A 26188-nucleotide genomic window follows, 5' to 3' on the forward strand; every position below is an offset into this window, starting at 1 on the left:
AGGATGGGTTGGGCGAAGTCGGCGCGCCCTGCAAAGCAGGCTCCTACGGGCCCACCTGCCCGCCGACGAACCATCACAACCGCGCAGGCATGAAAAAGGCGATCCTCGGATCGCCTTTTTTTCTTACTTGACCACCTTCAGGCTGGGTCGCCCGCTGGGCTTTGGCGGCTCGTCGCTGGGGCCGCCGTCGTCCTGCAGCTCCTCGTCGTCCGCCGGCACCGGCGGCTCCAGGTCGAAGACCATGCCCTGGCCGTTCTCCCGCGCATAGACCGCCATCACCGCCTGGGACGGGATGTACAGGCTCTGCGCCACGCCGCCGAAGCGCCCCTCGAAGCTCACCGCCTCGTTGTCCATCAGCAGGTGGCGCACCGCCGTGGGCGACACGTTGAGGACGATCTGGCCGTCACTGGCATAGCCCGGCGGCACCTTGACCCCCGGGTACTCGGCGTTCACCAGGATATGCGGTGTACAGCCGTTGTCGACGATCCACTCATAGAGGGCTCGTACGAGGTAGGGTCGACTGGAATTCATCATCGGTTTCCTTAGCGCATATCACGTTCGATGGAGGACAGACTAGCCTGGAAGCTGTCACGGGCGAACTGCCGCTCCATGTAGTCGAGCAACGGCTTGGCCTGCCGCGGCAGCTCGATGCCGAGCCGGGGCAGGCGCCAGAGGATCGGCAGCAGGCAGCAGTCGACCAGGCTCAACTCCTCGCTGAGGAAGAAAGGCTTCTCGGCGAACAGCGGCGACACACCCGTTAGACTCTCACGCAACTCCTTGCGCGCCAAGGCGCGATCGCCATCCTTCTGACGATCGTCGAGGATGCGGTCGACCAGGGCGCACCAGTCGCGCTGGATGCGGTGCACCAGCAGGCGGGTGTTGGCGCGCGCCACCGGGTACACCGGCATCAGCGGCGGGTGCGGGTAGCGCTCTTCCAGGTATTCCATGATCACCGTCGACTCGTAGAGCACGAGGTCGCGGTCGACCAGGGTCGGCACGCTGGCGTAGGGGTTCACCTCGGCCAGCTTCGGCGGGCAGCGCCCGGCCTGGACCTCGACGATGTCGGCCTGGACGTTCTTTTCCGCCAGGACCAGACGCACGCGGTGGCAGTAGTGATCGGCAGGGTCGGAGTAACAGGTGAGTTTATTGACTGCGGCCATGCCGGGCCTCCTCGCAACAGCATTTCAGGGAGGTAAAAAGACGCGCGCGCCCCGAGGGGCGCGCGCGCTTCAACGCTTGGAGCTGGCTGTGCTTAGTGCACGTCCTTCCAGTATTCGCGCTTGAGCAGGTAGGCGAACACGAAGAAGAAGGCCAGGTACAGCAGGACGTAGGTGCCGATGCGGTGGGAATCCAGCTTGTTCGGGTCAGCCGAGTAAGCCAGGAAGGTCACCAGGTTCTTCACCTTCTCGTCGAACTGTGCTTCGGTCAGCTGGCCGGTCTTCGGCACCACGGTGAGCTGGTCGCAGGCCTCGTGGGTCAGCGGCGTACCGGTCAGCGGATCGAACTGCTTCTTGCCATTTTCCACGACCTGGATCTGCTTGCAACCGATAACCTGGCGACCTTGCACGCTACCCAGCACGTTGGGCATGCCGACGTTCGGGAACACCTTGTTGTTCACCCCCCACGGACGCTTGGGGTCCTCGTAGAAGGAGCGCAGGTAGGTGTACAGCCAGTCGGTGCCACGCACGCGGGCCACCAGGGTCAGGTCCGGCGGCGCGGCGCCGAACCAGACCTTGGCGTCGGCCGGCTTCATGCCGATGTCCATGTGGTCGCCGATCTTCGCCCCGGTGAACACCAGGTGGCTCAGCATCAGCTCCTCGGGAATCCCGAGGTCACGGGAAACGCGCTCGTAACGCTGGAACTTGGCGCTGTGGCAACCCATGCAGTAGTTGGCGAAGGTACGCGCGCCATCCTGCATGGCCGCTTTGTCGGTCAGGTCGATGTCGACGTGATCGAGGGCCGGTCCGTGGCCTTCGGCGGCGAAGCCGAAGAGGGGCACCAGGGCCAGAATCAATGCTGCGAATTGCTTTTTCATCAGCCAGTCACCCTTTCCGGAACCGGTTTGGTTTTCTCCATCCGGGTGTAGAACGGCATCAGGATGAAGAACGCGAAATACAGGATGGTGCACAGACGCGACAGCGTGGTGCCCAGCGGCGACGGGGCCTGAGAGCCGTAGTAGCCGAGGATCACGAAGGACACCGCGAAGATCACCAGCCAGATTTTGCTCAGCCAACCCTTGTAGCGGATCGAGCGTACCGGGCTACGGTCGAGCCACGGCAGCACGAACAGCACGGCGATGGCGGCGCCCATGGCGATGACGCCCATCAGCTTGTCCGGAACGGCGCGCAGGATCGCGTAGAACGGGGTGAAGTACCACACCGGGGCGATGTGCTCGGGGGTCTTGAACTGGTTCGCCATCTCGAAGTTGGGCTTCTCGAGGAAGAACCCGCCCATTTCCGGGAAGAAGAAGATCACGGTGCAGAACACGAACAGGAAGACCACCACGCCGAGGATGTCCTTGACGGTGTAGTACGGGTGGAACGGGATGCCGTCCAGCGGGATGCCGTTCTCGTCCTTCTTCTTCTTGATGTCCACGCCGTCGGGGTTGTTCGAGCCGACTTCGTGCAGCGCCAGGATGTGCAGCACGACCAGGCCGAGCAGGACGATCGGCAAGGCGATCACGTGCAGGGCGAAGAAGCGGTTCAGGGTGATGCCGGAGATCAGGAAGTCACCGCGGATCCACTGCGCCAGCGCCTCGCCCACCACCGGGATGGCGCCGAACAGCGAGATGATCACCTGGGCGCCCCAGTAGGACATCTGGCCCCAGGGCAGCAGGTAGCCCATGAAGGCCTCGGCCATCAGGGCGAGGTAGATCAGCATGCCGAACAGCCACACCAGCTCGCGCGGCTTCTGGTAGGAGCCGTAGAGCAGGCCGCGGAACATGTGGAGGTAGACCACGATGAAGAACGCCGATGCACCGGTGGAGTGCATGTAGCGGATGATCCAGCCGTAGTCCACATCACGCATGATGTATTCCACGGAGGCGAAGGCTTCTTCCGACGACGGCGTGAAGCTCATGGTCAGCCAGACGCCGGTGAGGATCTGGTTGACCAGCACCAGCAGCGCCAGGGAGCCGAAGAAGTACCAGAAGTTGAAGTTCTTCGGGGCGTAATACTTGCTCAGATGGTCTTCCCACATCTTGGTCGCGGGGAAGCGGGCATCGACCCAAGCCATGAACTTGTTCATCAGGCTTTCTCCTGGTCCACACCGATGGTCAGCACGTCACCATCGAGGCTATAGGGCGGAATCGGCAGGTTCAGGGGCGCGGGCTGGCCCTTGTAGACGCGACCGGCCAGATCGTAGTGGGAGCCGTGGCAGGGGCAGAAGTAGCCACCCTTCCAGTCCGGACCGAGGTCGGCGGGAGCGACTTCCGGGCGGAAGGTCGGCGAGCAGCCCAGGTGGGTACAGATACCAACGATAACGGCGAGTTCCGGCTTGATGGAGCGCAGCTTGGGATCGACGTAGGTCGGCTGGTCGGAGGCCTTGGATTCCGGGTCGGCCAGCTGACCCTCGAGGGTCGGCAGGGCGTCGAGCATTTCCTTGGTTCGGTGAACCAGGAACACCGGCTTGCCGCGCCATTCAGCGATGACCTGCTGCCCTGGTTCGATCTTGCCGACATTCACCTTCACCGGCGCGCCGGCCGCCTTGGCCTTGGCACTAGGGAACCATGACCCCACGAACGGGACCGCAGCACCGACAGCTCCCGCGGCGCCGACCACCGAAGTGGCCGCGACGAGGAAGCGACGCCGGCCTGCATTCACGCCGTCATTACTCATTCAGTCGTCTCCCATCAGCTTTAGCCCGTTATCTTCTCGGGCCTTAGAGTAAAAGTTGTGCCGCAGAAAAATTCGCCAAATGGTAAAGAAAAGCCCTGTACCTGACAAGGTAATTACCCTTGAACAGGAAGCTGGAGCCCTTGTGCCACGCGGCTCTCAGGCGTGCGACACCTTGCCGCATAAATTGCCGGCCACCTTAATCCTAGGCATAAAAAAACGCCCAGTCCTGTTGGAGCTGGGCGTTTTTTTCGAAGCGCCGTATTAACGCTTGGAGTACTGCGGACGCTTACGCGCTTTACGCAGACCGACTTTCTTACGCTCAACCTCACGGGCGTCGCGGGTGACGTAGCCGGCTTTGCGCAGGGCGCTGCGCAGGGTTTCGTCGTATTCGATCAGGGCGCGGGTGATACCGTGGCGGATCGCACCGGCCTGGCCGCTGACACCACCACCGACGACGGTGACGTAGATGTCGAACTTCTCGGTGTTCTCGGTCAGCTCGAGCGGCTGACGTACGACCATGCGAGCGGTTTCGCGGCCGAAGAACACGTCCAGGCTGCGGTTGTTGATGGAAATATTGCCGGTACCCGGACGCAGGAAGACGCGTGCGGTAGCGGTCTTACGACGGCCAGTGCCGTAATTTTGAGTCGCCGACATGATGAGCTATCCCGTTAAATCTTCAGTTCTTGAGGCTGCTGAGCGGTGTGCGGGTGGCTGGCACCCTTGTACACTTTCAGCTTGCGGTACATGTCGCGACCCAGCGGGTTCTTCGGCAGCATGCCTTTGACCGCGATCTCGATGACGCGCTCGGGAGCCTTGGCAATCAGCTTCTCGAAGTTGATCGACTTGATACCGCCCGGGAAGCCCGAGTGGTGGTAGTACATCTTGTCGGTGGTTTTCGCGCCAGTGACACGAACCTGCTCGGCGTTGATGACGACGATGTAGTCGCCGGTGTCAACGTGCGGGGTGTATTCCGGCTTGTGCTTGCCGCGCAGGCGGGTAGCGATTTCGGTAGCCAGGCGACCCAGGGTCAGGCCAGCAGCGTCGACGACGAACCAGTCGCGCTTAACAGTTTCTGGTTTCGCGGTGAAAGTTTTCATTCGTTATAGCCTCAGGGGCCGCCTGAAAATAAGACGGCGAATCTTACTGGACAGTGGTTGCCTTGACAAGTCAAGGACAGCCAGAAACAGACACGATTTGGGGCTCGGGTCAGTGTGCGTCCGTAACGACTAGATGTATCAATCGGCAGGCTAGGCATCCCCCACCGATGAAAGGCTGGCGAATTATGCAGATTCCGGCAGAATTTACAACCTCGTCGACACTCGATTTCACTAGGAGAAGCGCATGGAGTACCGCCCGCTCGGCCGCACCGGACTGCAAGTCAGCGCCCTGTGCCTCGGCACCATGACCTGGGGGGAGCAGAACAGCGAAGCCCAGGCCTTCGCCCAGATCGACCTGGCCAAGGCCGCCGGCGTCAACTTCATCGACACCGCCGAGATGTACCCGGTGCCGCCGCGCGCCGAAACCTACTCGCGCACCGAGCAGATCATCGGCAACTGGTTCCGCCAGCGCGGCGACCGCGCCGACTGGATCCTGGCCAGCAAGGTGGCCGGCCCCGGCAACGGCATCAGCCACATCCGCGACGGCCAGCTCAAGCATGACCGCAAGAACATCGTGGCCGCGCTGGACGCCAGCCTGAAGCGCCTGCAGACCGACTGGATCGACCTCTACCAGCTGCACTGGCCCGAGCGCAGCACCAACTTCTTCGGCCAGCTCGGCTACCAGCACAAGGCCCAGGACTTCACCCCGCTGGAGGAAACCCTGGACGTGCTCGACGAGCAGGTGCGCGCCGGCAAGATCCGCCACGTCGGCCTGTCCAACGAGACGCCCTGGGGCACCATGCGCTTCCTGCAGCTGGCCGAGCAGCGCGGCTGGCCAAGGGCGGTGTCGATCCAGAACCCCTACAACCTGCTCAACCGCAGCTTCGAGGTGGGCCTGGCGGAAATCGCCATCCGCGAGCGCTGCGGCCTGCTGGCCTACTCGCCGCTGGCCTTCGGCATGCTCTCGGGCAAGTACGACAACGGCGCGCGCCCGGCCAACGCCCGCATCACCCTGTTCAGCCGCTTCACCCGCTACACCAACCCGCAGAGCGAGCGCGCCTGCGCCCGCTACGTGGCCCTGGCCCGCGAGCACGGCCTGGACCCGGCGCAGATGGCCCTGGCCTTCGTCACCCGCCAGCCGTTCGTGACCAGCAACATCATTGGCGCGACCTCGCTGGAGCAGCTGGAAAGCAACCTGGGCAGCCTCCACCTGCAGCTCTCGGAAGAGGTACTGGCCGGCATCGAGGCGATCCACAAGGACCAGCCCAACCCGGCGCCCTGAGAGCAGCCCCTGTAGGAGCGAGCTTGCTCGCGAACCGCACTCTGCCGGACTGGCCCGGTGCAAGGAAGGTTCGCGAGCAAGCTCGCTCCTACGAAAGGCCCGCAGCCGCTTACAACGACCGGGCGATAATTTCCTTCATGATCTCGTTGGTCCCCGCGTAGATGCGCTGCACCCGCGCGTCGGCCCAGGCGCGGGCCACCGGGTATTCCCACATGTAGCCGTAGCCGCCGTGCAGTTGCACGCACTCGTCGAGCACCTTGCACTGCAGGTCGGTGGTCCAGTACTTGGCCATGGCCGCGGTGGGCACGTCGAGCTTGCCTTCCAGGTGCAGCTCCAGGCAGCGGTCGACGAAGGTGCGCCCGACCTGGATCTCGGTGGCCATCTCGGCCAGCTTGAAGCGGGTGTTCTGGAAGTCCGCCACGGCCTTGCCGAAGGCCTTGCGCTCGCGGGTGTAGTCGAGTGTCCACTTCAGCGCCGCCTCGGCCGAGGCCAGGGCGCCCAGGGCCACGGTCAGGCGCTCCTGGGGCAGCTCCTGCATCAGGTAGATGAAGCCCTGCCCCGGCTGGCCGAGCAGGGCCTCCCTGGGCACGCGCACGTCCTGGAAGAACAGCTCGGAGGTGTCCTGGGCCTTCATGCCGACCTTCTCCAGGCGCTTGCCCTTCTCGAAGCCCGGGGTGCCGGCCTCGACCAGGAACAGGCTGGTGCCCTTGGCGCCGGCCTTGGGGTCGGTCTTGGCCACCACTATCACCAGGTCGGCGAGGAAGCCGTTGGTGATGAAGGTCTTGGAGCCGTTGATGACGTATTCGTCGCCATCCAGCACCGCGGTGGTCTTCACCCCCTGCAGGTCGGAACCGGCGCCCGGCTCGGTCATGGCGATGGCGCCGACCATCTCGCCGGAAACCAGCTTCGGCAGGTAGTGCAGCTTCTGCGCCTCGCTGCCGTAATGCAGGATGTAGGGCGCGACTATGTCCGAGTGCAGGGAGAAGCCGATGCCGGTCAGGCCGAAGCGGCCGATCTCCTCGATCACCACCGCGCTGTAGAGGAAGTCCGCGGCCATGCCGCCGTAGGCCTCGGGGATGTGCGAACAGAGCATCCCCGCCTCCCCCGCCTTGTTCCACAGGGCGCGGTCGATGTGGCCGTCCTTCTCCCACTGGTGGTGGAAAGGCACGGCTTCCTGCTCGAGGAACTTGCGCACGCTGTCGCGGAAAAGCTCATGGTCGGAACTGAACAGGGTTCTGGGGATCATGCTCGCCTCCTGGCGCCTCGCTGGAGGGCCGAATGTAGGGCAGCCCGCCGAGCGGCGCCTACTGGACACTTGCGCCAAAAAATAAGACGATCCAGCCGTCATTTGACCGGTTAAGCGTCGAATGCGGCCCTCAACAACAATGATAAGAACGATGTCCGAACAATCCGTATCTTCCCTGAAAAGGGTCAGCATTCTTGCGACCGACGGTGTCTTCGCCTCCACGCTCATGCAGGCGCGGGACTTTCTGCACATGGCCAGCCTGCGCTTCGGCAGGCAGGAAGGCCTGGGCCTCACGCCGCTGCTGCGCAGCCGCATCGTCAGCCCCGACGGCCAGCCGGTGCGCGCGTTCAGCGGCGACCTGCTGGCGGTGGACGGCGCCCTCGACGAATCCGACCTGGTGATACTGCCGGCCTTCTGGGGCGACTTCGACCAGTTGCTGGCGCGTTATCCACAGGTGGTGCCCTGGCTGCGCGAACGCCACGCCGCCGGCTGCGCCATCGGCAGCGAGGCCACCGGGGTGTTCTGGCTGGCCGAGGCCGGCCTGCTGGATGGCAAGGAGGCGACCACCTACTGGCGCTTCTTCGACGACTTCGCCGCACGCTACCCCAAGGTGCTGCTCAACCGCGAGAAGCACATCACCGACGCCGACAACCTCTATGCCGCCAGCGGCGTGACCTCCGCCCGCGACCTCTACCTGTACCTGATCGAGCGCTTCTGCGGCGCCAACGTGGCCCAGGGCGTCTCCCGCGACATCCTCTTCGAGGTGCAGCGCAGCTACACCCCCGGGCGCCTGGGCTTCGGCGGCCAGAAGCTGCACCACGACCCGGCCATCCTGCAGGTCCAGCAATGGCTGGAGGACCACTATGCGGACAAGTTCCGCTTCGAGGACGTGGCCCGCGAGCACGGCATGAGCATCCGCAACTTCATGCGCCGCTTCCAGGCCGCCACCGGCGACAAGCCGCTGCACTACCTGCAGCGCCTGCGCATCGAGACGGCGCGCAGCCTGCTGTCGACCTCGCGCAAGAGCATCAAGACCATCAGCTACGAGGTGGGCTACGACGACGCCAGCTTCTTCGCCCGGCTGTTCCGCCAGCACACCAAGCTGTCACCCAACCACTACCGCAACCAGTACCGGCGGAAAGAGGCCTGAAACACGCCAGCCGTAGGATAGGTCCCGTGCACCGGGGCAGCTGCCTATGATCGGGGCTGCCCTTCCAGAACAAGAACACGGGATACCGCCATGCGCCGCCTATTGCTCGTCCTGCTCGCCTGCTTCTGCCTGCCCGCCTTCGCCGCGGGCGACTGGAAGCCCTTCCCCTACGACCAGAACGCTTTCGACTATTCAGGCGACAAGCTGCGCAGCGCCTGGCCGCAGCTGACCCGCGGCTTCGGCGGCTACCCCTTCCCCGACGCCGCCTGGGTGACGAAGATGGCCGCCGCCCACCCCGACGCGGTGGCCAGGACCGTCGCCGCCGGCAGCGGCTTCAGCGGCAAGCCCGAAGAAGCCCAGGCCTACGCCGAGAAGCTGCAGGACGTATGGCGCAAGGTGTTCCGCGGCGACTTCGCCCAGGCCCGGCAGGACGGCCTGGCCCTGGGCGTCGGCGGCCAGGTGCCGGCGATGTTCGCCCAGGTGCTCTACGCGATGTTCCTGGCCCCGGCGGCGGACAAGCAGCAGTTGCTGGAGGAAGTGATCAGCTACACCGACCAGGCCGGCCCGCTGCTCAACGCCGACCCCATCGCCCAGTTCGGCCGCGCCTACGCCAAGGCGCGGCTGGCGGAGGAACTGCCGGTGCCGGTGGTGCTCAAGCGCGGCTACACCAGCGACATTCCCAGGGAGCTGGACGCCATTCTCGCCAAGCAGCCCAACCAGCCCTTCGCCCTGGCGCTGTACGGCGGCTACGAGGCCGGCGTGATCCGCAAGGTCGGCAAGCTGGTCGGGCGCATGACCTACGGCGTCAGCGCGGACAAGATGGAGAGCTACTTCGCCCGCTCCTTCCGCGCCAGCGACGACCTGCCCATCGGCCACTACGAATACGCCAACGCGCTGGGCTACGTGTATGGCGATGACGAGCAGCAGAAGGCCCTGGAACAACTGCAGAAAGCCGTGGCGATCAAGCCGATCAACGCCATGGAGGCGCTGGAAGTGGCGCACGCCAAGCAGTTGCTGCAGAAGGCCGAGGCGCAGACCGCGCAGCGCTGAATGCTTTTCGTAGGAGCGAGCAAGCTCGCTCCTACGAAGAGCCAGAAACGAAAAAGGGCTGCCATCCGGCAGCCCTTTTTCATCGCCCCCTCAAGGCCGGTGCGGCCGGCTGAGGAACTCGTGGGACTGCATCTCCAGCAGGCGGCTCAAGGTGCGCTGGAACTCGAACTCCAGGCGGCCACCGGTGTACAGGTCCTTCAGCTCGACCTCGGCGGAGATGATCAGCTTGACGTTGCGGTCGTAGAACTCGTCCACCAGGTTGATGAAGCGGCGGGCCATGTCGTCCTTGGCCACGTTCATCTGCTCGACGTTGGAGATCAGCACCGCGTGGAAGATCTTCGCCAGCTCGATGTAGTCGTTCTGGCTGCGCGGGCCGTCGCACAGCTCGCGGTACTCGAACCAGGCCACGTCGTCGCAGGTCAGGCGCGCGCGGATCTCGCGGTTCTCGATCATCAGCACGTCGTCGCGGGTGGCCGCGGCGCACTCCGGGGTGAGCTTGCGGAAGTCGCGGGCCATGGCCTGCTCGGCCTGCTCGGTGAGCGGCCAGTGGTACAGCTCGGCCTGCTCCAGGGCGCGCAGGCGGTAGTCCACGCCACTGTCGACGTTGACCACCTCGGTGTGCTCCTTGAGCAGGGCGATGGCCGGCAGGAAGCGGGCGCGCTGCAGGCCGTCCCGGTACAGGCCGTCGGGCACGATGTTGGAGGTCGCCACCAGGCTGACGCCGTTCTTGAACAGCTCCTCCAGCAGGGTCGCGAGGATCATGGCGTCGGTGATGTCGGAGACGAAGAATTCGTCGAAGCAGATTACCCGGGCCTCGTCGGCGAAGCGCTTGCCGATGATGGTCAGCGGGTTCTTCTCGCCCTTGAGGGTCTTCATTTCCTCGTGCACGCGCTTCATGAAGCGGTGGAAGTGCGTGCGCATCTTCTGCTTGAACGGCAGCGCGTCGAAGAAGGTGTCCACCAGGTAGGTCTTGCCGCGCCCCACGCCGCCCCAGAAGTACAGGCCCTTGACCGGCCCGTTGGACTTCTTGCCGAGCAGCTTGCCGAACAGCCCGGGCTTGGCCTGGTCGGCCGCCAGCAGGTCGTCATATAGACGCTGCAGGTGCTTCACGGCATTGGCCTGGGCCGCATCGTGGAAGAAATCGGGACGTTTGAGGTCTTCCTGGTAGCGCTGAAGGGGCGTCATGATCGGTAGCAAGGCAACGAAAACGGGGCCGACACTTTAGCGACGGCCCCGCTTCTTGGCAATCGGCCATCCGTCGAGGATGGCCGTTCGCAACCTTACTCCTGGGGCGCCAGCGCCTCGCGCACGCGCTCGATGGCGGCGTCGCGGCTGGCGGCGTCGGCGAACGCCGGGCTCTGCGCCACGGCCGCACCGTCCAGCCACAGGGCGAAGGCATTGCCTTCTGCGCGCAGGTCCAGCGCCTCGCCGCCCTGCAGGCGCTTGCTCACCGCCCCGGCGGACTTGCCGTCGGCGAAGGCACTGGACAGCAGCAACTGCTCGCCGGCGGCGTCCAGCAGGCGGAAGCGGAAGCTGCCGTCTTCCTCGCGGAAGCTGACGATGCGCGCGCTCCTGGCGGCCTTCTTCTTGCCCTCGCCGGCCACCTGCACCTGCTCGCGGAAGGAGCGCAGGCCCACGGCCTCGCGCAGCTCGCCGAGGAACGGGGTGGCGATGCGGCGAGCCTTGGCGGCGCCGGCCAGGAGGATGTCCTCCAGGTCGCCCGGGCGGGTGATCAGCGTGTGGTAGCGCTCGCGGGCCTCGCCCAGCTCGGCTTCCAGCAGCGCGTAGAGGCGCTGCTTGGCCTCGCCCCAGGCCAGGCCTTCGAGCAGCGCGGCGCGGAATTCGGCCAGCTGCGCCGGCTTGGCGAAGGCCTGGTAGAGGGTGAACAGGTGCGAGTTGTCCGGGTCCTTCGGCTCGCCGGGCGCGCGGGAGTCGGTGACGATGCGGGCGATGGCGTCCTTGAGCTGCTTGCTGCTGCCGAACAGCGGGATGGTGTTGTCGTAGCTCTTGGACATCTTGCGCCCGTCCAGGCCCGGCAGGGTCGCCACTTCTTCCTCGATCACCACCTCCGGCAGGGTGAACAGCTCCTTGCCGTTGCCGAACAGGTGGTTGAAGCGCTGGCCGATGTCGCGGGCCATCTCCACGTGCTGGATCTGGTCGCGGCCGACCGGCACCTTGTGCGCATTGAACATCAGGATGTCCGCGGCCATCAGGATCGGGTAGCTGTACAGGCCCATGCTGACGCCGGCGTCCGGGTCCTCCCCGGCCTCGACGTTCTTGTCCACCGAGGCCTTGTAGGCGTGGGCGCGGTTGAGCAGGCCCTTGGCCGTGACGCAGGTCAGCAGCCAGGTCAGCTCGGGGATCTCGGGGATGTCGGACTGGCGGTAGAAGGTCGCCTTGTCGGTATCCAGGCCCAGGGCCAGCCAGGTGGCGGCGATCTCCAGGCGCGAGCGCTGGATGCGCAGCGGGTCGTCGCACTTGATCAGCGCGTGGTAGTCGGCCAGGAAGTAGAAGGAGTCGGCCTGCGGGTCGCGGCTGGCGACGATCGCCGGGCGGATGGCGCCAGCGTAGTTGCCCAGGTGCGGGGTGCCGGTGGTGGTGATGCCGGTGAGGATGCGGGTCGTCATGGGATACCAGAAATCAGCGCGGGAAAAATGAGCGGCCTGGATGTTAACCCGCGGCGCCGGCCGGCGCGAGCCGGGGCTGCAGCAGGTCCTTGAGCTCGATCAGCTTGCCGTGGAAGAAGTGGCTGCACCCGGGCACGCGCAGCAGTTCGTGGGGCAGCGCCAGCGACTCGCTCCAGGCGTAGACGCGGGCCGGGGTCACCACTTCGTCATCTTCGGGCTGTACCACGGTGATGGGGCACTGCCGCGGCAACTCGACGGCGAAGCGTTCCACCGGCGGCGCCAGCATGAACAGATGGCGCAGGGCCACGCCCTGCCCTTCCAGGCGCGCGGCGGCGTTGCCGGCCACGCAGGAGCCGAAGGAGAAGCCCATCGGCGTCAGCGGCAGGCCGGGGTGTTTCTCCCCGAGCCAACGGGCCGCGGCCAGGGCGTCGTCGATCTCGCCGCGGCCGTCGGCGTAGTTGCCGGCGCTCTGGCCGACGCCACGGAAGTTGAAACGCAGGGTGGCGTAGCCGGCATCCCGGGCGATGCGCTGCAGGGTGGCGACCACCTTGTTCTGCATGGTGCCGGCGAACAGCGGGTGCGGATGGCAGATCAGCGCCACGCCGACGGCGCCGGGCGTGTCCAGGTGCAGGGCTTCCAGGGGGCCGTCCGGGCCATCGATGAACAGGGGGATTTCGCGGGTGGACAAACAGCAACTCCGTGACCCCGAGGCGGGTCGTCTCGTCTAGCTCGATACCGCGCCGACACCGAGGCCTCGCCCCGTGGTATACAGCGCAGGTGCAAGCCGCTAACGTAAAGCAAAGCCGTCTATAGAGGAAGGATTCGCGTGGAACAGTCCCTCACCACCTGGTTGGTCCCGGTCATCGCTCTGCTCGTCGGGGCCGCTGTCGGCTTCCTGATCGCCCGCCTGCTGCCCGGCGCCGCGCCCAACCGCATGCAACGCCAGGTCGATGACCTGCAGGAACGCTTCGACAGTTACCAGCGCGAGGTGGTGACGCACTTCAACACCACCGCCAGCCTGGTGAAGAAGCTCACCCAGAGCTACCAGGACGTCCAGGAACACCTGTCCGAGAGCGCCGAGCGCCTGGCCCTGGACGAGCAGACCAAGCAGCGCCTGCTGGCCGCCCTGCACGCCGAGGACAGCTACCCCGAGCGCCGCGAGCGCCTGACCCCGCCGGCCAGCCAGGAGGCGCCGAAGGACTACGCGCCGAAGACCGGCGAAGGCCCCGGCACCCTGGACGAGACCTACGGCCTCAAGCGCAAGCTCTGAGCCCGCAGCGCCCGGAAAAACCCCGCCATGGCGGGGTTTTTTCATGTTCGGAAACCGGATGTCGCAGGAGCGAGAGGGCGCCTGGTGCTTGATCACGAATGGTGTTGACCGGGTGGTTTGGCGCCAACGTTGAGCCCGTACCCTCTCCCCAGCCCTCTCCCTGAAGGGAGAGGGAGCCGTGTGGTGTGAAGCGTAATACCGGCGCTCACTGCCAACCCGACCCTGCCGGCGAGCGCTGCTGTGTCCACCGGCACGGACAGTCCCCTCTCCCTTCAGGGAGAGGGTTAGGGAGAGGGAGCGAAGGCAAGCCAATACACGGTGGTCACAGGTGAGCACCATTCGCGAGCAAGCGCCAAAGAAAAGCCCCGCCGAACAGGCTGTGTGAAAACCTCAGGATCGGTCCCACTGGTTAAAAAACAACCTGGATTTCGCGTTTCTACGTGGATTCTGGATTGGCTGAATAGCCAAGCCTCTTCAGATTTCACGTAGGAACGCGCTCTTCGAAGAGCCGCTCGGTTTTTCACACAGCCTGCGAGGCGGGCCTTTGTCTCACACCGGAAAACCTCAGAAGCTCTGCGGCATCTCCCCGCGCGCCAGGCGGGCGTTGATGTCGGCCACCACCGCCGGCAGCTCGGCGATGGTGTCGATCAGGTAGTGCGGGCGCGAGCCCTCGAACATCTGCCCGATGCGCCGGCGCTCCTGCTCCAGCTTGTCCGCCGGCAGCGCCTTGTACTGCTCATAGGTCAGGCCCAGGGCATTGCCCGAGCAGGTCAGCGCCACCGTCCACATGCCGGCGCGGCGGCCTTCGAGGATGCCCGGCCAGGTGTCGTCGACCTTCACGCAGGCGGCCACGTCGTCGATGCCCAGGGCGATCACGTTGGCCAGGGCCTGGGCCGGGTGCGGGCGGCCGTTGGGCACTTCGTCGGTGGCCACCACGTGGTCGGCGACGTAGCCCTTGGTGGCGGCCAGCTTGACCACCTTCTCCATCACCACCGCCGGGTAGCCGGAGCAGGAGCCGATCTTCAGGCCCTGTTCGCGCAGTTGCTCGATGGCTTCCAGGGCGCCGGGGATCAGCGCCGAGTGCTCGGCGATCTTCTCGATCTGCAGCGGCATGAAGCGCTCGTAGATGGCAGTGACGTCGTCGTCGCTCGGGACGCGGCCGAACCTGGCCTTGTAGCGCTCGGCGATGGCCGGGATGTCGCACAGGGTGCGGATGTGGTCCCACTTGCCCATGCCCATGGGGCCGCGGGCTTCCTCCAGGCTGACCTGCACGCCGAACTCGGCGAAGGCCTCGACGAAGATCTGCGTCGGCGCGAAGGAGCCGAAGTCGACCACGGTGCCGGCCCAGTCCAGAACGGCGGCTTGCAGTTGCTTGGGTTGTTCGTAGTTCATCGCTTCCATCCTGTTTGTCGGGCGCAGGCCGGGCCTGCGCCGGGAAAGGGGTTCAGACTTCGAAGACTTCCATCTCGCGCAGGGTCTCGGCGATGGCGGCGACCGCCTCGCGCATGCCCTGGGCGTCGACCTGGCCGATGCAGCCGACGCGGAAGGTTTCCACCTGGGTCAGCTTGCCCGGGTAGAGGATGTAGCCCTTCTCGCGCACCCGGTTGTAGAACTCGGTGAAGTTGTAGCGGGCATCGCGCGGGGCGTGGAATGTGACGATGATCGGCGCCTGGATGGCCGCCGGCAGGAAGCTGCGCAAACCGAGCTTGGCCATCTCGTCCAGCAGAGTCTGGCAGTTGTCCGCGTAACGTTTGTGACGGGCCGCCAGGCCGCCCTCCTCCTCGTACTGCGTCAGCGCCTCGTGCAGCGCGGCGACCACGTGGGTGGGCGGGGTGAAGCGCCACTGGCCGGTCTTGGCCATGTAGGCGTGCTGGTCCTGCAGGTCCATGGCCAGGGAGTGGCAGTTGCCGGCGCTGGCCGCCAGCGAGGCGTTGCGGGCGAACACGAAGCCCATGCCGGGCACGCCTTCCAGGCACTTGCCGGAGGCGGCGATCAGCGCGTCGAAGGGCACCTTGCGGGCGTCGATGTCCAGCGCGCCGAAGGAACTCATGGCATCGATGATCAGGCGCTTGCCATGGGCCTCGATGACCTTGGCGATGGCCTCGAGCGGGTTGAGGATGCCGGTGCTGGTCTCGCAGTGGATCAGCGCCACGTGGGTCACGGCCGGGTCGGCGGCGAGCAGACGGTCGACGTCCTCGGCGGTGGTGGGCACGTCTTCCTCGGTCTCGAAGGTGGAGAACTGGCGGCCGATCACCTGGCAGATCCTCGCCAGGCGCTTGCCGTAGGCGCCGTTGATCAGCACCAGCACCTTGCCGTCGCGCGGCACCAGGGTGCCCACCGCGGCCTCGACGGAGAAGGTTCCGCTGCCCTGCAGCGGAACGCAGGTGTGGCTGCCTTCGCCGTGGATGATGGCCAGCAGGCGGGAACAGACGCTGGCGGTCAGGGCGTTGAAGTCGTTGTCCCAGGAGCCCCAGTCGACCAGCATCGCGCGGCGGGTCCGCGGGGAGGTGGTCAGGGGGCCGGGGGTCAGCAGGATGGGCGCGCGCTCGGCAGTGCTCATGCTCGGTTCCTCTTCAGGGGAAAACCTGTGCGGGGTGAGGTTCTTGTCACGGCCCGTCGACCGGGCCTGGGCATACGTTGCCAAGCGGCGAGTTATCGCTCAAATTGTTTGTCATGATCCCAGGCATAAGTCGGACCTATACACATGAACCTGTTCCAGCTCCGCGCCTTCGACGCCGTCGCCCGCGAAGGCAGCTTCACCCGCGCCGCCGAGCGCCTGTTCATCAGCCAGCCGGCGGTGACCGGGCACGTCAAGGCGCTGGAGGAGCACTACCAGGTCAACCTGTTCCGGCGCACCGCCCGCGCCGTCGAGCTGACCGAGGAAGGCCGCCGCCTGGCGGCCATCAGCCGTACCCTGTTCGCCCTGGAGGAAGAGGCCGAGACGCTGCTCGACGCCAACCGCAAGCTGCTCAGCGGGCGCCTGGAGGTGGCGGCCGACGGCCCGCACCTGGTCATGCCCCTGCTCGCCCGCCTGCGCGCGCGCTACCCGGGCATCACCGTCAACCTGCGCCTGGGCAATGCCCACGAGACGCTGAGCGCCCTGCTCAGCGAGCACGTGGACGTCGCCGTGGTGACCGAGGTGGACGAGCGCCCCGGGCTGTACCTGCGCGAGCTGGTGGAATCGCACCTGTGCGCCCTGCTGCCGGCGGAGCACCCCTGGTGCGGGCGCGGCGAGGGCGTGCCGCTGGCGGAGCTGGATGGGCAGATCATGGTGCTGCGCGAGGCGGACTCCATCACCCGGCGCACCTTCGACCGCGCCTGTGGCGCCCTGCGGATACAACCACGGGTGCTGATGGAGCTGAGCAGCCGCGAGGCAGTCACCGAGGCGGTGGCGGCGGAACTGGGCATCGGCATCGTCTCCTCGCTGGAAGTGAGCCGCGACCCGCGGGTGCGCGCCGTGCCGCTGGTCGGCGAAGGCCTGGTGAACCGCCATTCCATCGGCTGCCTGGAACGGCGCCGCGGGTTGCGGGTGGTGAGCGCGTTCCTGGAGTTGGCGGAGGATGGTGTGGCCTGACCCGCCGTTGCCAACCACGGACAGAGTCCGCGGTTCCAGGAAGCACGATCGTAGGAGCGGGCCCTGCCCGCGATTCGCGCGCAGGGCGCGCTCCTACAGGGGAATGACATGGCTCGGCCTGCGTAGGAGCGGACTCCGTCCGCGATTGAACGCCCAGGCCGCGCCGGCCTACCCGGTGGCCCCTTCCAGCCCCTCCCGCACCACATCGAGGAAGGTCGCCACTATCCGCCGCGAACTCTGCTCGCGCAGGCACACCAGCGTCTCGCTCATGCGCCTTTCGCAATCGACGATCGGCAACGCGTGCACGCGGCTGTCGGCACCGAACTCGGCGGCCGACACCACACCCAGGCCGATGCCCGCCACCACCGCCTCGCGGGCGGCCTCGCGGCCTTCCACCTCGATGGCCGGGCGGATGCGCAGGCCGGCGCGGTGCATTTCCTCCTCGAGGGTCTGGCGCGTCACCGAGCCCTGCTCGCGCAGCACCAGCGGCGTGTCGTCCAGGTCCGCCAGGCGGATGGATTCGCGCTGCGCCCAGGGGTGGCCGCTGGCGACGAAGGCGACGATGGGGTCGCTGCGCAGGGTCACCGACAGCAGGCGCTCGTCCTCCACCGCGCGGCCCAGCAGCGCCAGGTCGGCCCGGTAGTTGAACAGCGATTGCAGCGACTCGTCGGTGTTGCCGCTCTCGATGCGCACGTGGATGCCCGGGTAGCGCTGGCAGAAGCGCGCCACCTGCGGCAGCAGGTGCACCGCGGCGTCCACCGCCAGGGTCAGGTTGCCGGTCTGCAGGGCGCTGGAGGCCGCCAGCAGCTCGTGGGCCTCGGCCTCGATGACGAACAGCCGCTGGGTCACCGCCAGCAGGCGCTCGCCCAGGTCGGTCAGGCGCACCGAGCGCTTGTTGCGGTGGAACAGCAGCACGCCGTAGCGCTCCTCCAGCTTGCGCACCTGGTCGGAAACCGCCGGCTGGGTGAGGAACAGGCGCTCGGCGGCGCGGGTGAAGCTGCCGGTCAGGGCCACGGCGTGGAAGGCCTTCAGTTGCGCGTGGGAAACCTGCATGGGCCTGGCTCCGCGGGGATCGGGAAGCCGCCACTCTGTCACCGGGCTGCGTGACTTACAAGTCAGACTTATTTTTAAAATTTGATAAATCGATTTTATTTATTTATCCGAAGTTGCTTCCATTCGTTTCACCGCGCGCCCCAGGCCCACGGCAACCTCACCCGCATTGGCTCTGACCCGTCACCTCCGGAAAGGGACGGCCCGCTCATATAACAACAACAAGTTTTTCCCTGACTGCCGGCACTCCTACAACAACGAGGTCAGATCGGATGAGCAACCCCACCGGTACCGCAGCCCGCGCGGGCAAAGGTTCCATGCAACGCTGGCGCGTGCAGATCTTCGCGATCACCTGGCTCGCCTACGCCGCCTTCTACTTCACCCGCAAGGCCTTCTCCGTGGCCAAGCTCGGCATCGCCGAGGACACGAGTTTCGAACTGGACAAGGCGATGATGGCCGACATGGACGCCATCTACCTGGCCGCCTACGCCGTGGGCCAGTTCACCTGGGGCGTCTTCGCCGACCGCTTCGGCCCCCGCGTGGTGGTGTTCGGCGGCCTGGTGATCTCCACCCTCGCCGCCCTGGTCATGGGCACCTTCGCCACCGTGCCGATCTTCGCCAGTTGCATGGTCATCCAGGGCCTGGCGCAGTCCACCGGCTGGTCCGGCCTGTGCAAGAACATGGGCAGCTTCTTCGCCGCCCACGAGCGCGGCCGCATCCTCGGCCTGTGGAGCACCTGCTACGCCTTCGGCGGCCTGGTCGCCTCGCCCTTCGCCGGCTGGTGGGCCTACAGCGTGTTCGGCACCTGGCACGCGGCCTTCTATTCGTCCGCCGCGGTGGTCGGCGGCGTCGCCCTGCTGTTCCTGCTGCTGCAGCGCAACCGCCCGCAGGACGTCGGCCTGCCGCCGATCGAGGCGGACGAGCCACAGGCCGTGCACTACGCCGGCTTCCATGAACAGGGCAGGAACCCCGGCTTCTGGGAGACCCTGGGCGCCGTGCTGCGCAACCGCACCGTGATGACCCTCGGCCTGGCCTACTTCCTGCTCAAGCCCGCGCGCTACGCCATCCTGCTGTGGGGCCCGGTGATCGTCTACGAGCGCATGCCGGCCCTGGGCAAGGTGGGCGCCGCGGTGCTGCCGACCTCCTTCGAGATCGCCGGGTTGCTCGGCCCCATCCTCATCGGCCTGGCCTCGGACAAGCTGTTCGGCGCGCGGCGCATGCCCGCCTGCGTGATCAGCCTGATCGGCCTGACCGCCTGCCTGGCGCTGTTCGTCCCGGCCATGCAGACCGGCAGCGCCCTGCTGGTGTTCGCCCTGCTGTTCATGATGGGCCTGACCCTCTACGGCCCGGACTCGATGATCAGCGGCGCCGCCGCCATCGACTTCGGCACCGGCAAGGCCGCCGGCACCGCGGCCGGCTTCGTCAATGGCTGCGGCTCGGTGGGCGCCATCCTCGGCGGCCTGCTGCCCGGCTACTTCGACACCTACAGCGTGTTCATCGGCTTCACCATCACCGCGCTGATCTCCGCCGCCATCCTGCTGCCGCACTGGAACAGCCTGCCCGACGGCGCGCGCCAGAGCGCCCCGGCCACCCCCAACCGGCCGCTGCGGGTACGCCCGGCGCGCACCTGAAGCCCGGGGCACAAGGACGTGCCCAGCCCACGACACCAGACGCACGCCGGCCGCCCCGGCGCGGCGAACCCTGCCCGAAACCCGACACGGAGCTTCCCCATGCGCCCCTTCTGGCTCGACCAGGCCCTGCAGCACGACAGCGACAGGGCCGCCCCGCTGCAACAGGACACCCGCGCCGACGTGTGCATCGTCGGCGGCGGCTACACCGGCCTGTGGACCGCCATCCAGCTCAAGGAACAGAACCCCGGGCTCGACGTGGTGATCGTCGAAGCCGACATCTGCGGCGCCGGCGCCAGCGGGCGCAACGGCGGCTGCGCGCTGTCCTGGTCGGCGAAGTTCTTCACCCTCGAACGGCTGTTCGGACTGGCCGAGGCGATCCGCCTGGTGAAGGCGTCCGAGCGCAGCATCCACGCCATCGGCGAGTTCTGCGAGAAGTACGGGGTGGATGCCGACTACCGCCTGGACGGCACCCTCTACACCGCGACCAACGCCGCCCAGGTCGGCGCCACCGACGGGGTGATAGCCGCGCTGGAGAAGCACGGCATCAACTCCTTCAGCAGGCGCCCGCTGGAGGACCTGCGGCGCATGGCCGGCTCGGACAGGCACCTGGAAGGCTGGTTCTCCCCCGCCGCCGCCAGCGTGCAGCCGGGCAAGCTGGTGCGCGGCCTGCGCCGGGTGGCGCTGCAGCTGGGCGTGCGGCTGTACGAGGGCACGCCCATGACCGGCCTGGAGGAAGGCCGCCCGGCCAGCGTGCACACGCCCCACGGCAAGGTGGCGGCGGACCGCGTGGTGCTGGCGATCAACGCCTGGATGGCGCGGGCCTTCCCGCAGTTCGAGCGCACCGTGGCCATCGTCTCCAGCGACATGATCATCACCGAGCCGCGCCCGCAGCTGCTGCAGCGCATCGGCCTGACCTCGGGGGTGACGGTGCTCGACTCGCGCATCTTCGTGCACTACTACCACAACACCCCGGACGGCCGGATCATGCTCGGCAAGGGCGGCAACACCTTCGCCTACGGCGGGCGCATGCTGCCGGTGTTCGACCAGCCCTCGCCCTACCTGGAACTGCTGCGGCGCAGCCTCGGCGAGTTCTTCCCGGCCTTCGCCGAGGTGCCCATCGCAGCGAGCTGGAACGGCCCCTCCGACCGCTCGGTGACCGGCCTGCCGTTCTTCGGCCGGCTCGGCGCCGACGGCAACATCTTCTATGGCTTCGGCTACTCCGGCAGCGGCGTCGGCCCCTGCCACATGGGCGGGCAGCTCCTCGCCTCGCTGGTGCTGGGCCTGGACAACGAATGGACGCGCTCGCCGCTGGCCCAGGGCCCGCTCGGCCACTTCCCGCCCGAGCCGGTGCGCTACCTGGGCTCGCTGATGGTGCGCAACGCCATCCGCCGCAAGGAACAGGCCGAGGACCACGGCCGCCGCCCGCGGCGCCTGGACGTGCGCCTGGCGAAGTTCGCCGCGGCCGCCGGCAAGGCCGACAAGGCCTGAGCCCTCCCTCCCCCTTTTCCCTCACAAGCCGGCTGAGGGACGAGCGAGGCCGTGCCCGCGGCCTCGCTCTTTTTTTCTGCACGGCCCGGCTTGTGCCGGCCACCCCTCGCGAACAATAATAATTCTCATCCGAAAACGACTTGCATGGACGTCGCGTGAGCCTTTCCCACCTCGACACCGTGTTCCTCGCCCAGCGCACCCCGCTCCTGCGCACCCTGGCGAGAATGGTGAAGAACCCCAGCATTGCCGAAGAACTGGTCCAGGAGACCTACCTGCGGGTGGCCCGCACCCTGCGCGAACGCCCGGTGGAACACCTGGAGCCGTTCCTCTTCCAGACCGGCCGCAACCTCGCCCTGGACCACCTGCGCCACCTGCGCATGCAATCGCGCACCCTGCTCGACGACGTGCCCCAGGAGGTACTCCAGGCGGTGCCCTCCAGCCAGAGCTCGGCGGAGGACGGGCTGCACGCCGAGCAGTTGCTGGAGCGCCTGGGCTCGGCCCTGGAACGCCTCACCCCGCGCCAGCAGCGCATCTTCATCCTCAGCCGGCTGCACGGCTGCGGCTACGCGGAAATCGCCGAGCAGCTGGGCGTGTCGCCCAGCACGGTGCAGAAGGAACTCAAGCTCATCATGGCCATCTGCATCGACGTGCTCGGGCGCCTGGAGGCCCCGGCATGACGGGCTACCCATCGGCCCGCGGCTGGCCCACAATGTGCGCCCCCGATTCGAGGAACGCCGCGTGACCGCCCCGGACCCGCACCTGGCCGAAGCGCTGGACTGGCTGATCCAGCTGGAAGACGCCGACGCCGCCACCCGCGCGCGCTTCGACGCCTGGCTGGCCGCGCACCCGGCCAACGCCCGCGCCTTCCAGCACGCCAGCAGCCTGTGGGACTCGCCGCTGCTCGGCCTGGCCGCCACGGGCCTGGAGGCCCAGGCGCAGCACCGCGCCCGCCACGGCAAGCGCCGGCGCTGGCGTTCCTTCGCCGCCGCCGCGGGCCTGCTGCTGGCCGTGGGCGTGGCCCTGCAGGGCGACCTGCTGACGCACATCCGCGCCGACCACTACACCGCCGTCGGCCAGCGCCAGAGCCTGCAGCTGGCCGACGGTTCGCGCATCCTGCTGAACACCGACACCGCGCTGTCCAGCCACCTCGACGAGCAGCGCCGCAGCGCCCGGCTGTACCGCGGCGAGGCCTACTTCGACGTGGCCCACGACCGCAGCCGCCCCTTCGAGGTGGACGCCGGCCCCGTGCAGGTCAGCGTGCGCGGCACCGCCTTCGCCGTGCGCTACCTGGGCGACGAGGCGGAAGTCAGCGTGCAGCACGGCGAGGTGGACCTGCGCAGCGCCGGCGACGACACCCGCGTCAGCCTCGGCGCCGGCGACAGCATCCGCGTCGGCCCCGGCGGCTTCGGCGAGCGCCGCCACAACGGCGAGAGCCAGCGCCTGCTGGCCTGGGTGCAGGGCCGCCTGGTGTTCGAGAACTGCCCGCTGGGCCAGGTGCTGGCCGAGCTGCGGCGCTACTACCCGGGCTGGATCGTCAACGCCGACGAGCGCCTGAAGGACGTCAGCATCACCGCCAACTACCGCCTGGACGACCCGCTGGGGGCCATGCGCTCGCTGGCCCAGATCACCTCGTCGCACCTGCGCGAATACCCGCGCCTGCTGATCCTCAACTAAGGCGCGCCGGCTACCGCGGGTGGCGTGTGGCAGCCCTTGCAGGAGCGCACCGGGCCGGCCTGCTGGAACGCCTGCAGGCGCTTCAGGTGGCAGCCTTCGCAGAACTGGTGGAACTCGTGCTCGATGTTCACCGCCAGCTGCGGCGACTCCTTGTGGCAGAGCACGCAGGTGCGGCTGCCGCTGGGCGAGGCCGAGGTCGACCTGTCGACGAAGTCGTGATGGCAGGTGACGCAGTTGATGCTGCCGTGGTTGGTGTGGTCGAAGTTCATCGGCAGCAGCGGGTGCTGGCGCACCAGGTGGTCGTGGCCATGCCGCGCGCCGATGACGAAGGCCGCCAGCAGCGGGATGGCCAACAGCAGGTACCAGCGCTTCATAGCAGCGGCAGGTCCACGCTGCCGAGCAGCGCGTAGAGCCCGGCCAGGGCCAGGCCGGCGCAGAGCACGGCAAGGCTCAGGCGGCTGGCCAGGTAGGCGCTGTGCCGCCGGCGCCCGCCCTCGGCGTAGTGCGGCGTGGGCCGCGGCAGCAGCGGCCAGGCCAGCGCGGCGAGGCTCAGCGCACCCCAGAGCACGGCCTTCCAGGTGGCGCCGCTGTAGTAGCCGGCGCCGATCATGTGCACCGCGGCCAGGGCGACTATGGCTGCGCTCCAGCCGTAGTGCCAGCGGCGGAAATCGACGTGCCTGCGCCAGATGCGCCGGCGCACGGCGGTCAGGCTCACCGGCAGGATCAGCAGCAGGAGCAGGGTCGCGCCATCGGCGGCGAGCATGTGCCAGGGCGCGCCGGGCAGCAGTTCGTCGAGCACCAGCGGCTCCTCCACCAGCAGCACCGCCACGTGGACGGCCAGCAGCACGGCGGCGACGAACGACAGGTCGCGGTGCAGCACCATGAAGAACTTGCCGTCGTGCCGCGGCCGGGCCATCGGCTTGCCGGTATAGGCGAACAGCAACAGGAACAGCGCCCCGGCGACGAAGCCGGCGACGTTGGCGAAGTCCCAGGCCGGGTGCACGCCGGGCATGGCCTGGAACAGGAAGATGGCGGCGAACGGCAGCAGGCAGGCCAGCGCCACGCGCAGGGTCAGTGCGAACATGCGGTCAGCCTCCTCTGCGGCCTCGCCCGGGAAAAGCGGCGTAGCGTGCCGCCGCGCGGCACGCTACGCAAGCCGGCATCAGTGGGCGATGCACACCGACTTGATCTCGGTGTAGGCCTCGACCACCGCGCGGCCGAACTCGCGGCCCATGCCGGACTGCTTGACGCCGCCGAAGGGCATGCTCGGGTCCAGCAACACGTGGGCATTGACCCAGACGGTGCCGGACTCGATGCGCGGCACCAGATTCATCGCGCGGGTCAGGTCGTTGGTCCACAGGCTGGCGCCCAGGCCGTACTCGCTGTCGTTGGCCATCTCGATGGCCTGGTCCTCGGTCTTGAACGAAAGCACCGCCAGCACCGGGCCGAAGACTTCATTGTGGGCCACGGCCATGTCCTGGGTGACGTCGGCCAGCACGGTGGGGCGGACGAAGTAGCCGTCGCAGTCCATCGGCTCGCCGCCGCAGACCACGCGGGCGCCTTCGCGGCGGGCGGTCTCGATGTGCTTGAGCACCGAGGCCTGCTGCTTGCGCGAGACCAGCGGGGTGATCTGCGAAGTATCGTCCATGCCCTCGCCGATGCTCATGCCGGCGACCACCGCGCCGAGCTTGTCGACGAACTCGGCATAGCGCGACTCGTGCACGTAGAAGCGCGAGGCCGCGGCGCACACCTGGCCGCTGTTGAGCAGGCCGCCCAGCAGCGCGCCCTGCACGGCCTTGTCGATGTCGGCGTCGGCCAGGATGATCATCGGGTTCTTGCCGCCCAGCTCCAGGGCGAAGCGCGTCATGTTCTGCATGGCCGCGATTCCGACGCTGCGGCCCACCGCGGTGGAGCCGGTGAAGGACACCTTGCTGACCAGCTTGTGCGCGGCCAGGCCGCCGCCGATGCGCGCGCCGTCACCGGTCACCAGGTTGAACACGCCGGCCGGCACGCCCGCCTCGAAGGCCAGCTCGGCCAGGCGCAGGGCGGTCAGCGGGGTTTCCGAAGCGGGCTTGATGACCACGGTGTTGCCGGTGGCCAGGGCCGGCATCAGCTTCCACACGGCGATCATCAGCGGGAAGTTCCAGGGCACGATGCCGGCGACCACGCCCACCGGCTCGCGGCGGGTGAAGGCGGTGAACTTCGTCCCCGGCGGCAGCGGGATGGAGACGTCCAGCGACTGGCCCTCGATCTTGGTCGCCCAGCCGGCCATGTAGCGCATGAACTCGACCGTGGCGCCCACGTCGAGCATGCGCGTCAGGTTGATCGACTTGCCCTGGCTCAGGGTTTCCAGCTGGGCCAGTTCCTCGGCGTGCTGCTCCACCAGGTCGGCGAAGCGCAGCAGGATGCGCTCGCGGTCGGCCGGGCGCAGGTCGGACCAGACGCGCGCCTTGAAGGCGGCATGGGCGGACTTCACGGCGCGGTCGAGCATGTCCGTATCGATATCGGCGATCCGCGCGATGACCTCGCCGGTGGCCGGGTTGAGCACGTCGCTGGTGGGGCCGTCGTAGGCCACCCAGGCGCCGTCGATGAAGCAGCCGTGGCGGCGCTGGAGGAACTCGGCGACCTGCGGCAGGGTTGCGGTGATGCTCATGGTGACTCCTGTTCTTGCGGCCCGCGGGCCAGGCAGGGAACCGCTCGCCGGGAGCGGCCGGGAAAGGTCAGTGCTGCTGGCTGAGCCACAGGCTCAGGGCCTTGCGCTCGTCGGCGTCGGCCAGGCCCTGGTACGGCATGTAGGTGCCCGGCACGGCGGCCTGGGGCTGGGTGACGAAGGCTTCGAGGCTCTCGCGGCTCCAGACCGCGCCCTTGTCCTTCATCGCCTGGGAATAGCTGAAGCCGGCCAGGGAGCCGGCGTTGCGGCCGATCACCCCATGCAGGTTGGGCCCCATGATGTTGGCGCCGCCGGCATTGGCGGTGTGGCAAACCGAGCAGTCGCGCTCGAACACGGCCTGGCCCCTGGCGGCCAGATCATCGGCCAGGGCCAGGCCGGACTGCGCGAAGCCTGCGGCCAGCAGCAGGCCGCAGAGGCCGGTCTTGATTCGGGTTTTCACGGTGAAAAGCATGCAATGGCACTCTCGATCGATTCTCGTCGGCCGCGTCTATGCACGGTCGGTCGAGGACGATTGTCGCCAGGGGCGGGAGTGCGGGTGTTTT

General features: G+C 67.4%; 27 protein-coding genes. 9 read left to right on the forward strand and 18 right to left on the reverse strand.

Annotated elements, in window-relative coordinates; genetic code table 11:
* Positions 1 to 123 precede the first annotated feature (123 nt).
* From DK254_RS02775 to rplM, 7 genes are all read right to left on the reverse strand, one after another.
* Positions 124 to 531 (reverse strand): ClpXP protease specificity-enhancing factor, encoded by a 408-nt coding sequence (locus tag DK254_RS02775; RefSeq protein ID WP_089390705.1) that lies wholly within the window; start codon positions 529 to 531, stop codon positions 124 to 126.
* Positions 532 to 542: 11 nt separating this feature from the next.
* Positions 543 to 1160 carry a glutathione S-transferase N-terminal domain-containing protein gene (locus DK254_RS02780; protein WP_109932050.1) on the reverse strand — a complete coding sequence of 206 codons (618 nt, stop codon included), beginning with the start codon at positions 1158 to 1160 and terminating at the stop codon, positions 543 to 545.
* A 92-nt stretch (positions 1161 to 1252) separates the two neighbouring features.
* Positions 1253 to 2035 carry a cytochrome c1 gene (locus tag DK254_RS02785; protein ID WP_109932052.1) on the reverse strand — a complete coding sequence of 261 codons (783 nt, stop codon included), beginning with the start codon at positions 2033 to 2035 and terminating at the stop codon, positions 1253 to 1255.
* The gene (locus DK254_RS02790) at positions 2035 to 3246 is read right to left on the reverse strand and encodes a cytochrome bc complex cytochrome b subunit (protein ID WP_109932054.1); all 1212 of its coding nucleotides are present in this window, start codon (positions 3244 to 3246) and stop codon (positions 2035 to 2037) included. Before DK254_RS02790 ends, DK254_RS02785 begins: the two co-directional genes overlap by 1 nt.
* The gene (gene petA / locus DK254_RS02795) at positions 3246 to 3836 is read right to left on the reverse strand and encodes a ubiquinol-cytochrome c reductase iron-sulfur subunit (RefSeq protein ID WP_109932056.1); all 591 of its coding nucleotides are present in this window, start codon (positions 3834 to 3836) and stop codon (positions 3246 to 3248) included. Before petA ends, DK254_RS02790 begins: the two co-directional genes overlap by 1 nt.
* Positions 3837 to 4097: 261 nt before the next feature.
* Positions 4098 to 4490, reverse strand: a complete 393-nt coding sequence (gene rpsI, locus DK254_RS02800) for a 30S ribosomal protein S9 (protein ID WP_009617885.1) — start codon at positions 4488 to 4490, stop codon at positions 4098 to 4100.
* Between the two features lie 14 nt (positions 4491 to 4504).
* Entirely contained in the window at positions 4505 to 4933 is a 429-nt protein-coding gene (rplM, locus tag DK254_RS02805; RefSeq protein WP_109932058.1) for a 50S ribosomal protein L13, read from the reverse strand.
* Between the two features lie 244 nt (positions 4934 to 5177).
* Here rplM and DK254_RS02810 point away from each other — a divergent pair, with 244 nt between their 5' ends.
* Positions 5178 to 6215: an NADP(H)-dependent aldo-keto reductase gene (locus DK254_RS02810; RefSeq protein WP_109932060.1), complete on the forward strand. Its 1038-nt coding sequence runs from the start codon at positions 5178 to 5180 to the stop codon at positions 6213 to 6215.
* A 109-nt stretch (positions 6216 to 6324) separates the two neighbouring features.
* On the opposite strand, the gene DK254_RS02815 is transcribed toward DK254_RS02810, so the two are convergent.
* Positions 6325 to 7461: an acyl-CoA dehydrogenase family protein gene (locus tag DK254_RS02815; protein ID WP_109932062.1), complete on the reverse strand. Its 1137-nt coding sequence runs from the start codon at positions 7459 to 7461 to the stop codon at positions 6325 to 6327.
* A gap of 250 nt (positions 7462 to 7711) precedes the next feature.
* Here DK254_RS02815 and DK254_RS02820 point away from each other — a divergent pair, with 250 nt between their 5' ends.
* Entirely contained in the window at positions 7712 to 8611 is a 900-nt protein-coding gene (locus tag DK254_RS02820; protein WP_167364809.1) for a GlxA family transcriptional regulator, read from the forward strand.
* A gap of 90 nt (positions 8612 to 8701) precedes the next feature.
* Positions 8702 to 9661, forward strand: coding sequence for a hypothetical protein (locus tag DK254_RS02825; protein WP_109932064.1), 960 nt, complete (start codon positions 8702 to 8704; stop codon positions 9659 to 9661).
* Positions 9662 to 9751: 90 nt separating this feature from the next.
* Here the strand turns inward: DK254_RS02825 and zapE are convergent, their stop codons facing one another.
* The 3 genes from zapE to DK254_RS02840 form a co-directional block, all read right to left on the reverse strand.
* On the reverse strand, positions 9752 to 10846 hold the full coding sequence (gene zapE / locus DK254_RS02830; protein ID WP_043272363.1) for a cell division protein ZapE: 1095 nt from the start codon (positions 10844 to 10846) through the stop codon (positions 9752 to 9754).
* A 95-nt stretch (positions 10847 to 10941) separates the two neighbouring features.
* A complete protein-coding gene (locus tag DK254_RS02835) occupies positions 10942 to 12288 on the reverse strand; it encodes a tryptophan--tRNA ligase (protein WP_109932066.1) in 1347 nt (448 codons plus the stop codon).
* Positions 12289 to 12331: 43 nt separating this feature from the next.
* Positions 12332 to 12976, reverse strand: a complete 645-nt coding sequence (locus tag DK254_RS02840; protein ID WP_109932068.1) for an alpha/beta hydrolase — start codon at positions 12974 to 12976, stop codon at positions 12332 to 12334.
* A gap of 138 nt (positions 12977 to 13114) precedes the next feature.
* Between DK254_RS02840 and DK254_RS02845 the strand changes: the two genes are divergently transcribed.
* The gene (locus DK254_RS02845) at positions 13115 to 13558 is read left to right on the forward strand and encodes a YhcB family protein (RefSeq protein ID WP_089390633.1); all 444 of its coding nucleotides are present in this window, start codon (positions 13115 to 13117) and stop codon (positions 13556 to 13558) included.
* 564 nt (positions 13559 to 14122) lie between these two features.
* Here the strand turns inward: DK254_RS02845 and phnX are convergent.
* A complete protein-coding gene (phnX, locus tag DK254_RS02850; protein ID WP_109932070.1) occupies positions 14123 to 14950 on the reverse strand; it encodes a phosphonoacetaldehyde hydrolase in 828 nt (275 codons plus the stop codon).
* A 52-nt stretch (positions 14951 to 15002) separates the two neighbouring features.
* Positions 15003 to 16118: a 2-aminoethylphosphonate--pyruvate transaminase gene (locus tag DK254_RS02855; RefSeq protein WP_109932072.1), complete on the reverse strand. Its 1116-nt coding sequence runs from the start codon at positions 16116 to 16118 to the stop codon at positions 15003 to 15005.
* 144 nt (positions 16119 to 16262) lie between these two features.
* Here DK254_RS02855 and DK254_RS02860 point away from each other — a divergent pair, with 144 nt between their 5' ends.
* On the forward strand, positions 16263 to 17132 hold the full coding sequence (locus DK254_RS02860) for a LysR substrate-binding domain-containing protein (protein WP_109932074.1): 870 nt from the start codon (positions 16263 to 16265) through the stop codon (positions 17130 to 17132).
* 168 nt (positions 17133 to 17300) lie between these two features.
* On the opposite strand, the gene DK254_RS02865 is transcribed toward DK254_RS02860, so the two are convergent.
* Positions 17301 to 18185, reverse strand: a complete 885-nt coding sequence (locus tag DK254_RS02865) for a LysR substrate-binding domain-containing protein (protein WP_109932076.1) — start codon at positions 18183 to 18185, stop codon at positions 17301 to 17303.
* Between the two features lie 269 nt (positions 18186 to 18454).
* On the opposite strand from DK254_RS02865, the gene DK254_RS02870 reads away from it, so the two are divergent.
* The 4 genes from DK254_RS02870 to DK254_RS02885 all read left to right on the forward strand — a co-directional run bounded on the left by DK254_RS02870 (position 18455) and on the right by DK254_RS02885 (position 22975).
* A complete protein-coding gene (locus tag DK254_RS02870; RefSeq protein ID WP_109932078.1) occupies positions 18455 to 19813 on the forward strand; it encodes an MFS transporter in 1359 nt (452 codons plus the stop codon).
* Between the two features lie 99 nt (positions 19814 to 19912).
* Positions 19913 to 21301 (forward strand): FAD-dependent oxidoreductase, encoded by a 1389-nt coding sequence (locus tag DK254_RS02875; RefSeq protein ID WP_109932080.1) that lies wholly within the window; start codon positions 19913 to 19915, stop codon positions 21299 to 21301.
* Between the two features lie 155 nt (positions 21302 to 21456).
* Entirely contained in the window at positions 21457 to 21978 is a 522-nt protein-coding gene (locus tag DK254_RS02880; RefSeq protein WP_109932082.1) for an RNA polymerase sigma factor, read from the forward strand.
* Between the two features lie 61 nt (positions 21979 to 22039).
* Complete coding sequence (locus tag DK254_RS02885) at positions 22040 to 22975, forward strand: FecR domain-containing protein (RefSeq protein ID WP_109932084.1); 936 nt, start codon at positions 22040 to 22042, stop codon at positions 22973 to 22975.
* Here DK254_RS02885 and DK254_RS02890 read toward each other — a convergent pair.
* The 4 genes from DK254_RS02890 to DK254_RS02905 all read right to left on the reverse strand — a co-directional run bounded on the left by DK254_RS02890 (position 22972) and on the right by DK254_RS02905 (position 26097).
* Positions 22972 to 23349, reverse strand: a complete 378-nt coding sequence (locus tag DK254_RS02890) for a cytochrome c3 family protein (protein WP_109932086.1) — start codon at positions 23347 to 23349, stop codon at positions 22972 to 22974. The genes DK254_RS02885 and DK254_RS02890 overlap by 4 nt on opposite strands.
* Positions 23346 to 24059, reverse strand: a complete 714-nt coding sequence (locus tag DK254_RS02895; RefSeq protein WP_109932088.1) for a ferric reductase like transmembrane component — start codon at positions 24057 to 24059, stop codon at positions 23346 to 23348. Before DK254_RS02895 ends, DK254_RS02890 begins: the two co-directional genes overlap by 4 nt.
* A 78-nt stretch (positions 24060 to 24137) precedes the next feature.
* Entirely contained in the window at positions 24138 to 25628 is a 1491-nt protein-coding gene (locus tag DK254_RS02900; protein WP_109932090.1) for an aldehyde dehydrogenase family protein, read from the reverse strand.
* Between the two features lie 67 nt (positions 25629 to 25695).
* Positions 25696 to 26097 (reverse strand): cytochrome c family protein, encoded by a 402-nt coding sequence (locus DK254_RS02905; protein WP_109932092.1) that lies wholly within the window; start codon positions 26095 to 26097, stop codon positions 25696 to 25698.
* Between the last annotated feature and the right edge of the window lie 91 nt (positions 26098 to 26188).

Source organism: Pseudomonas sp. RW407 (assembly GCF_003176655.1).
In the GTDB taxonomy this organism is placed as follows: domain Bacteria; phylum Pseudomonadota; class Gammaproteobacteria; order Pseudomonadales; family Pseudomonadaceae; genus Pseudomonas; species Pseudomonas delhiensis.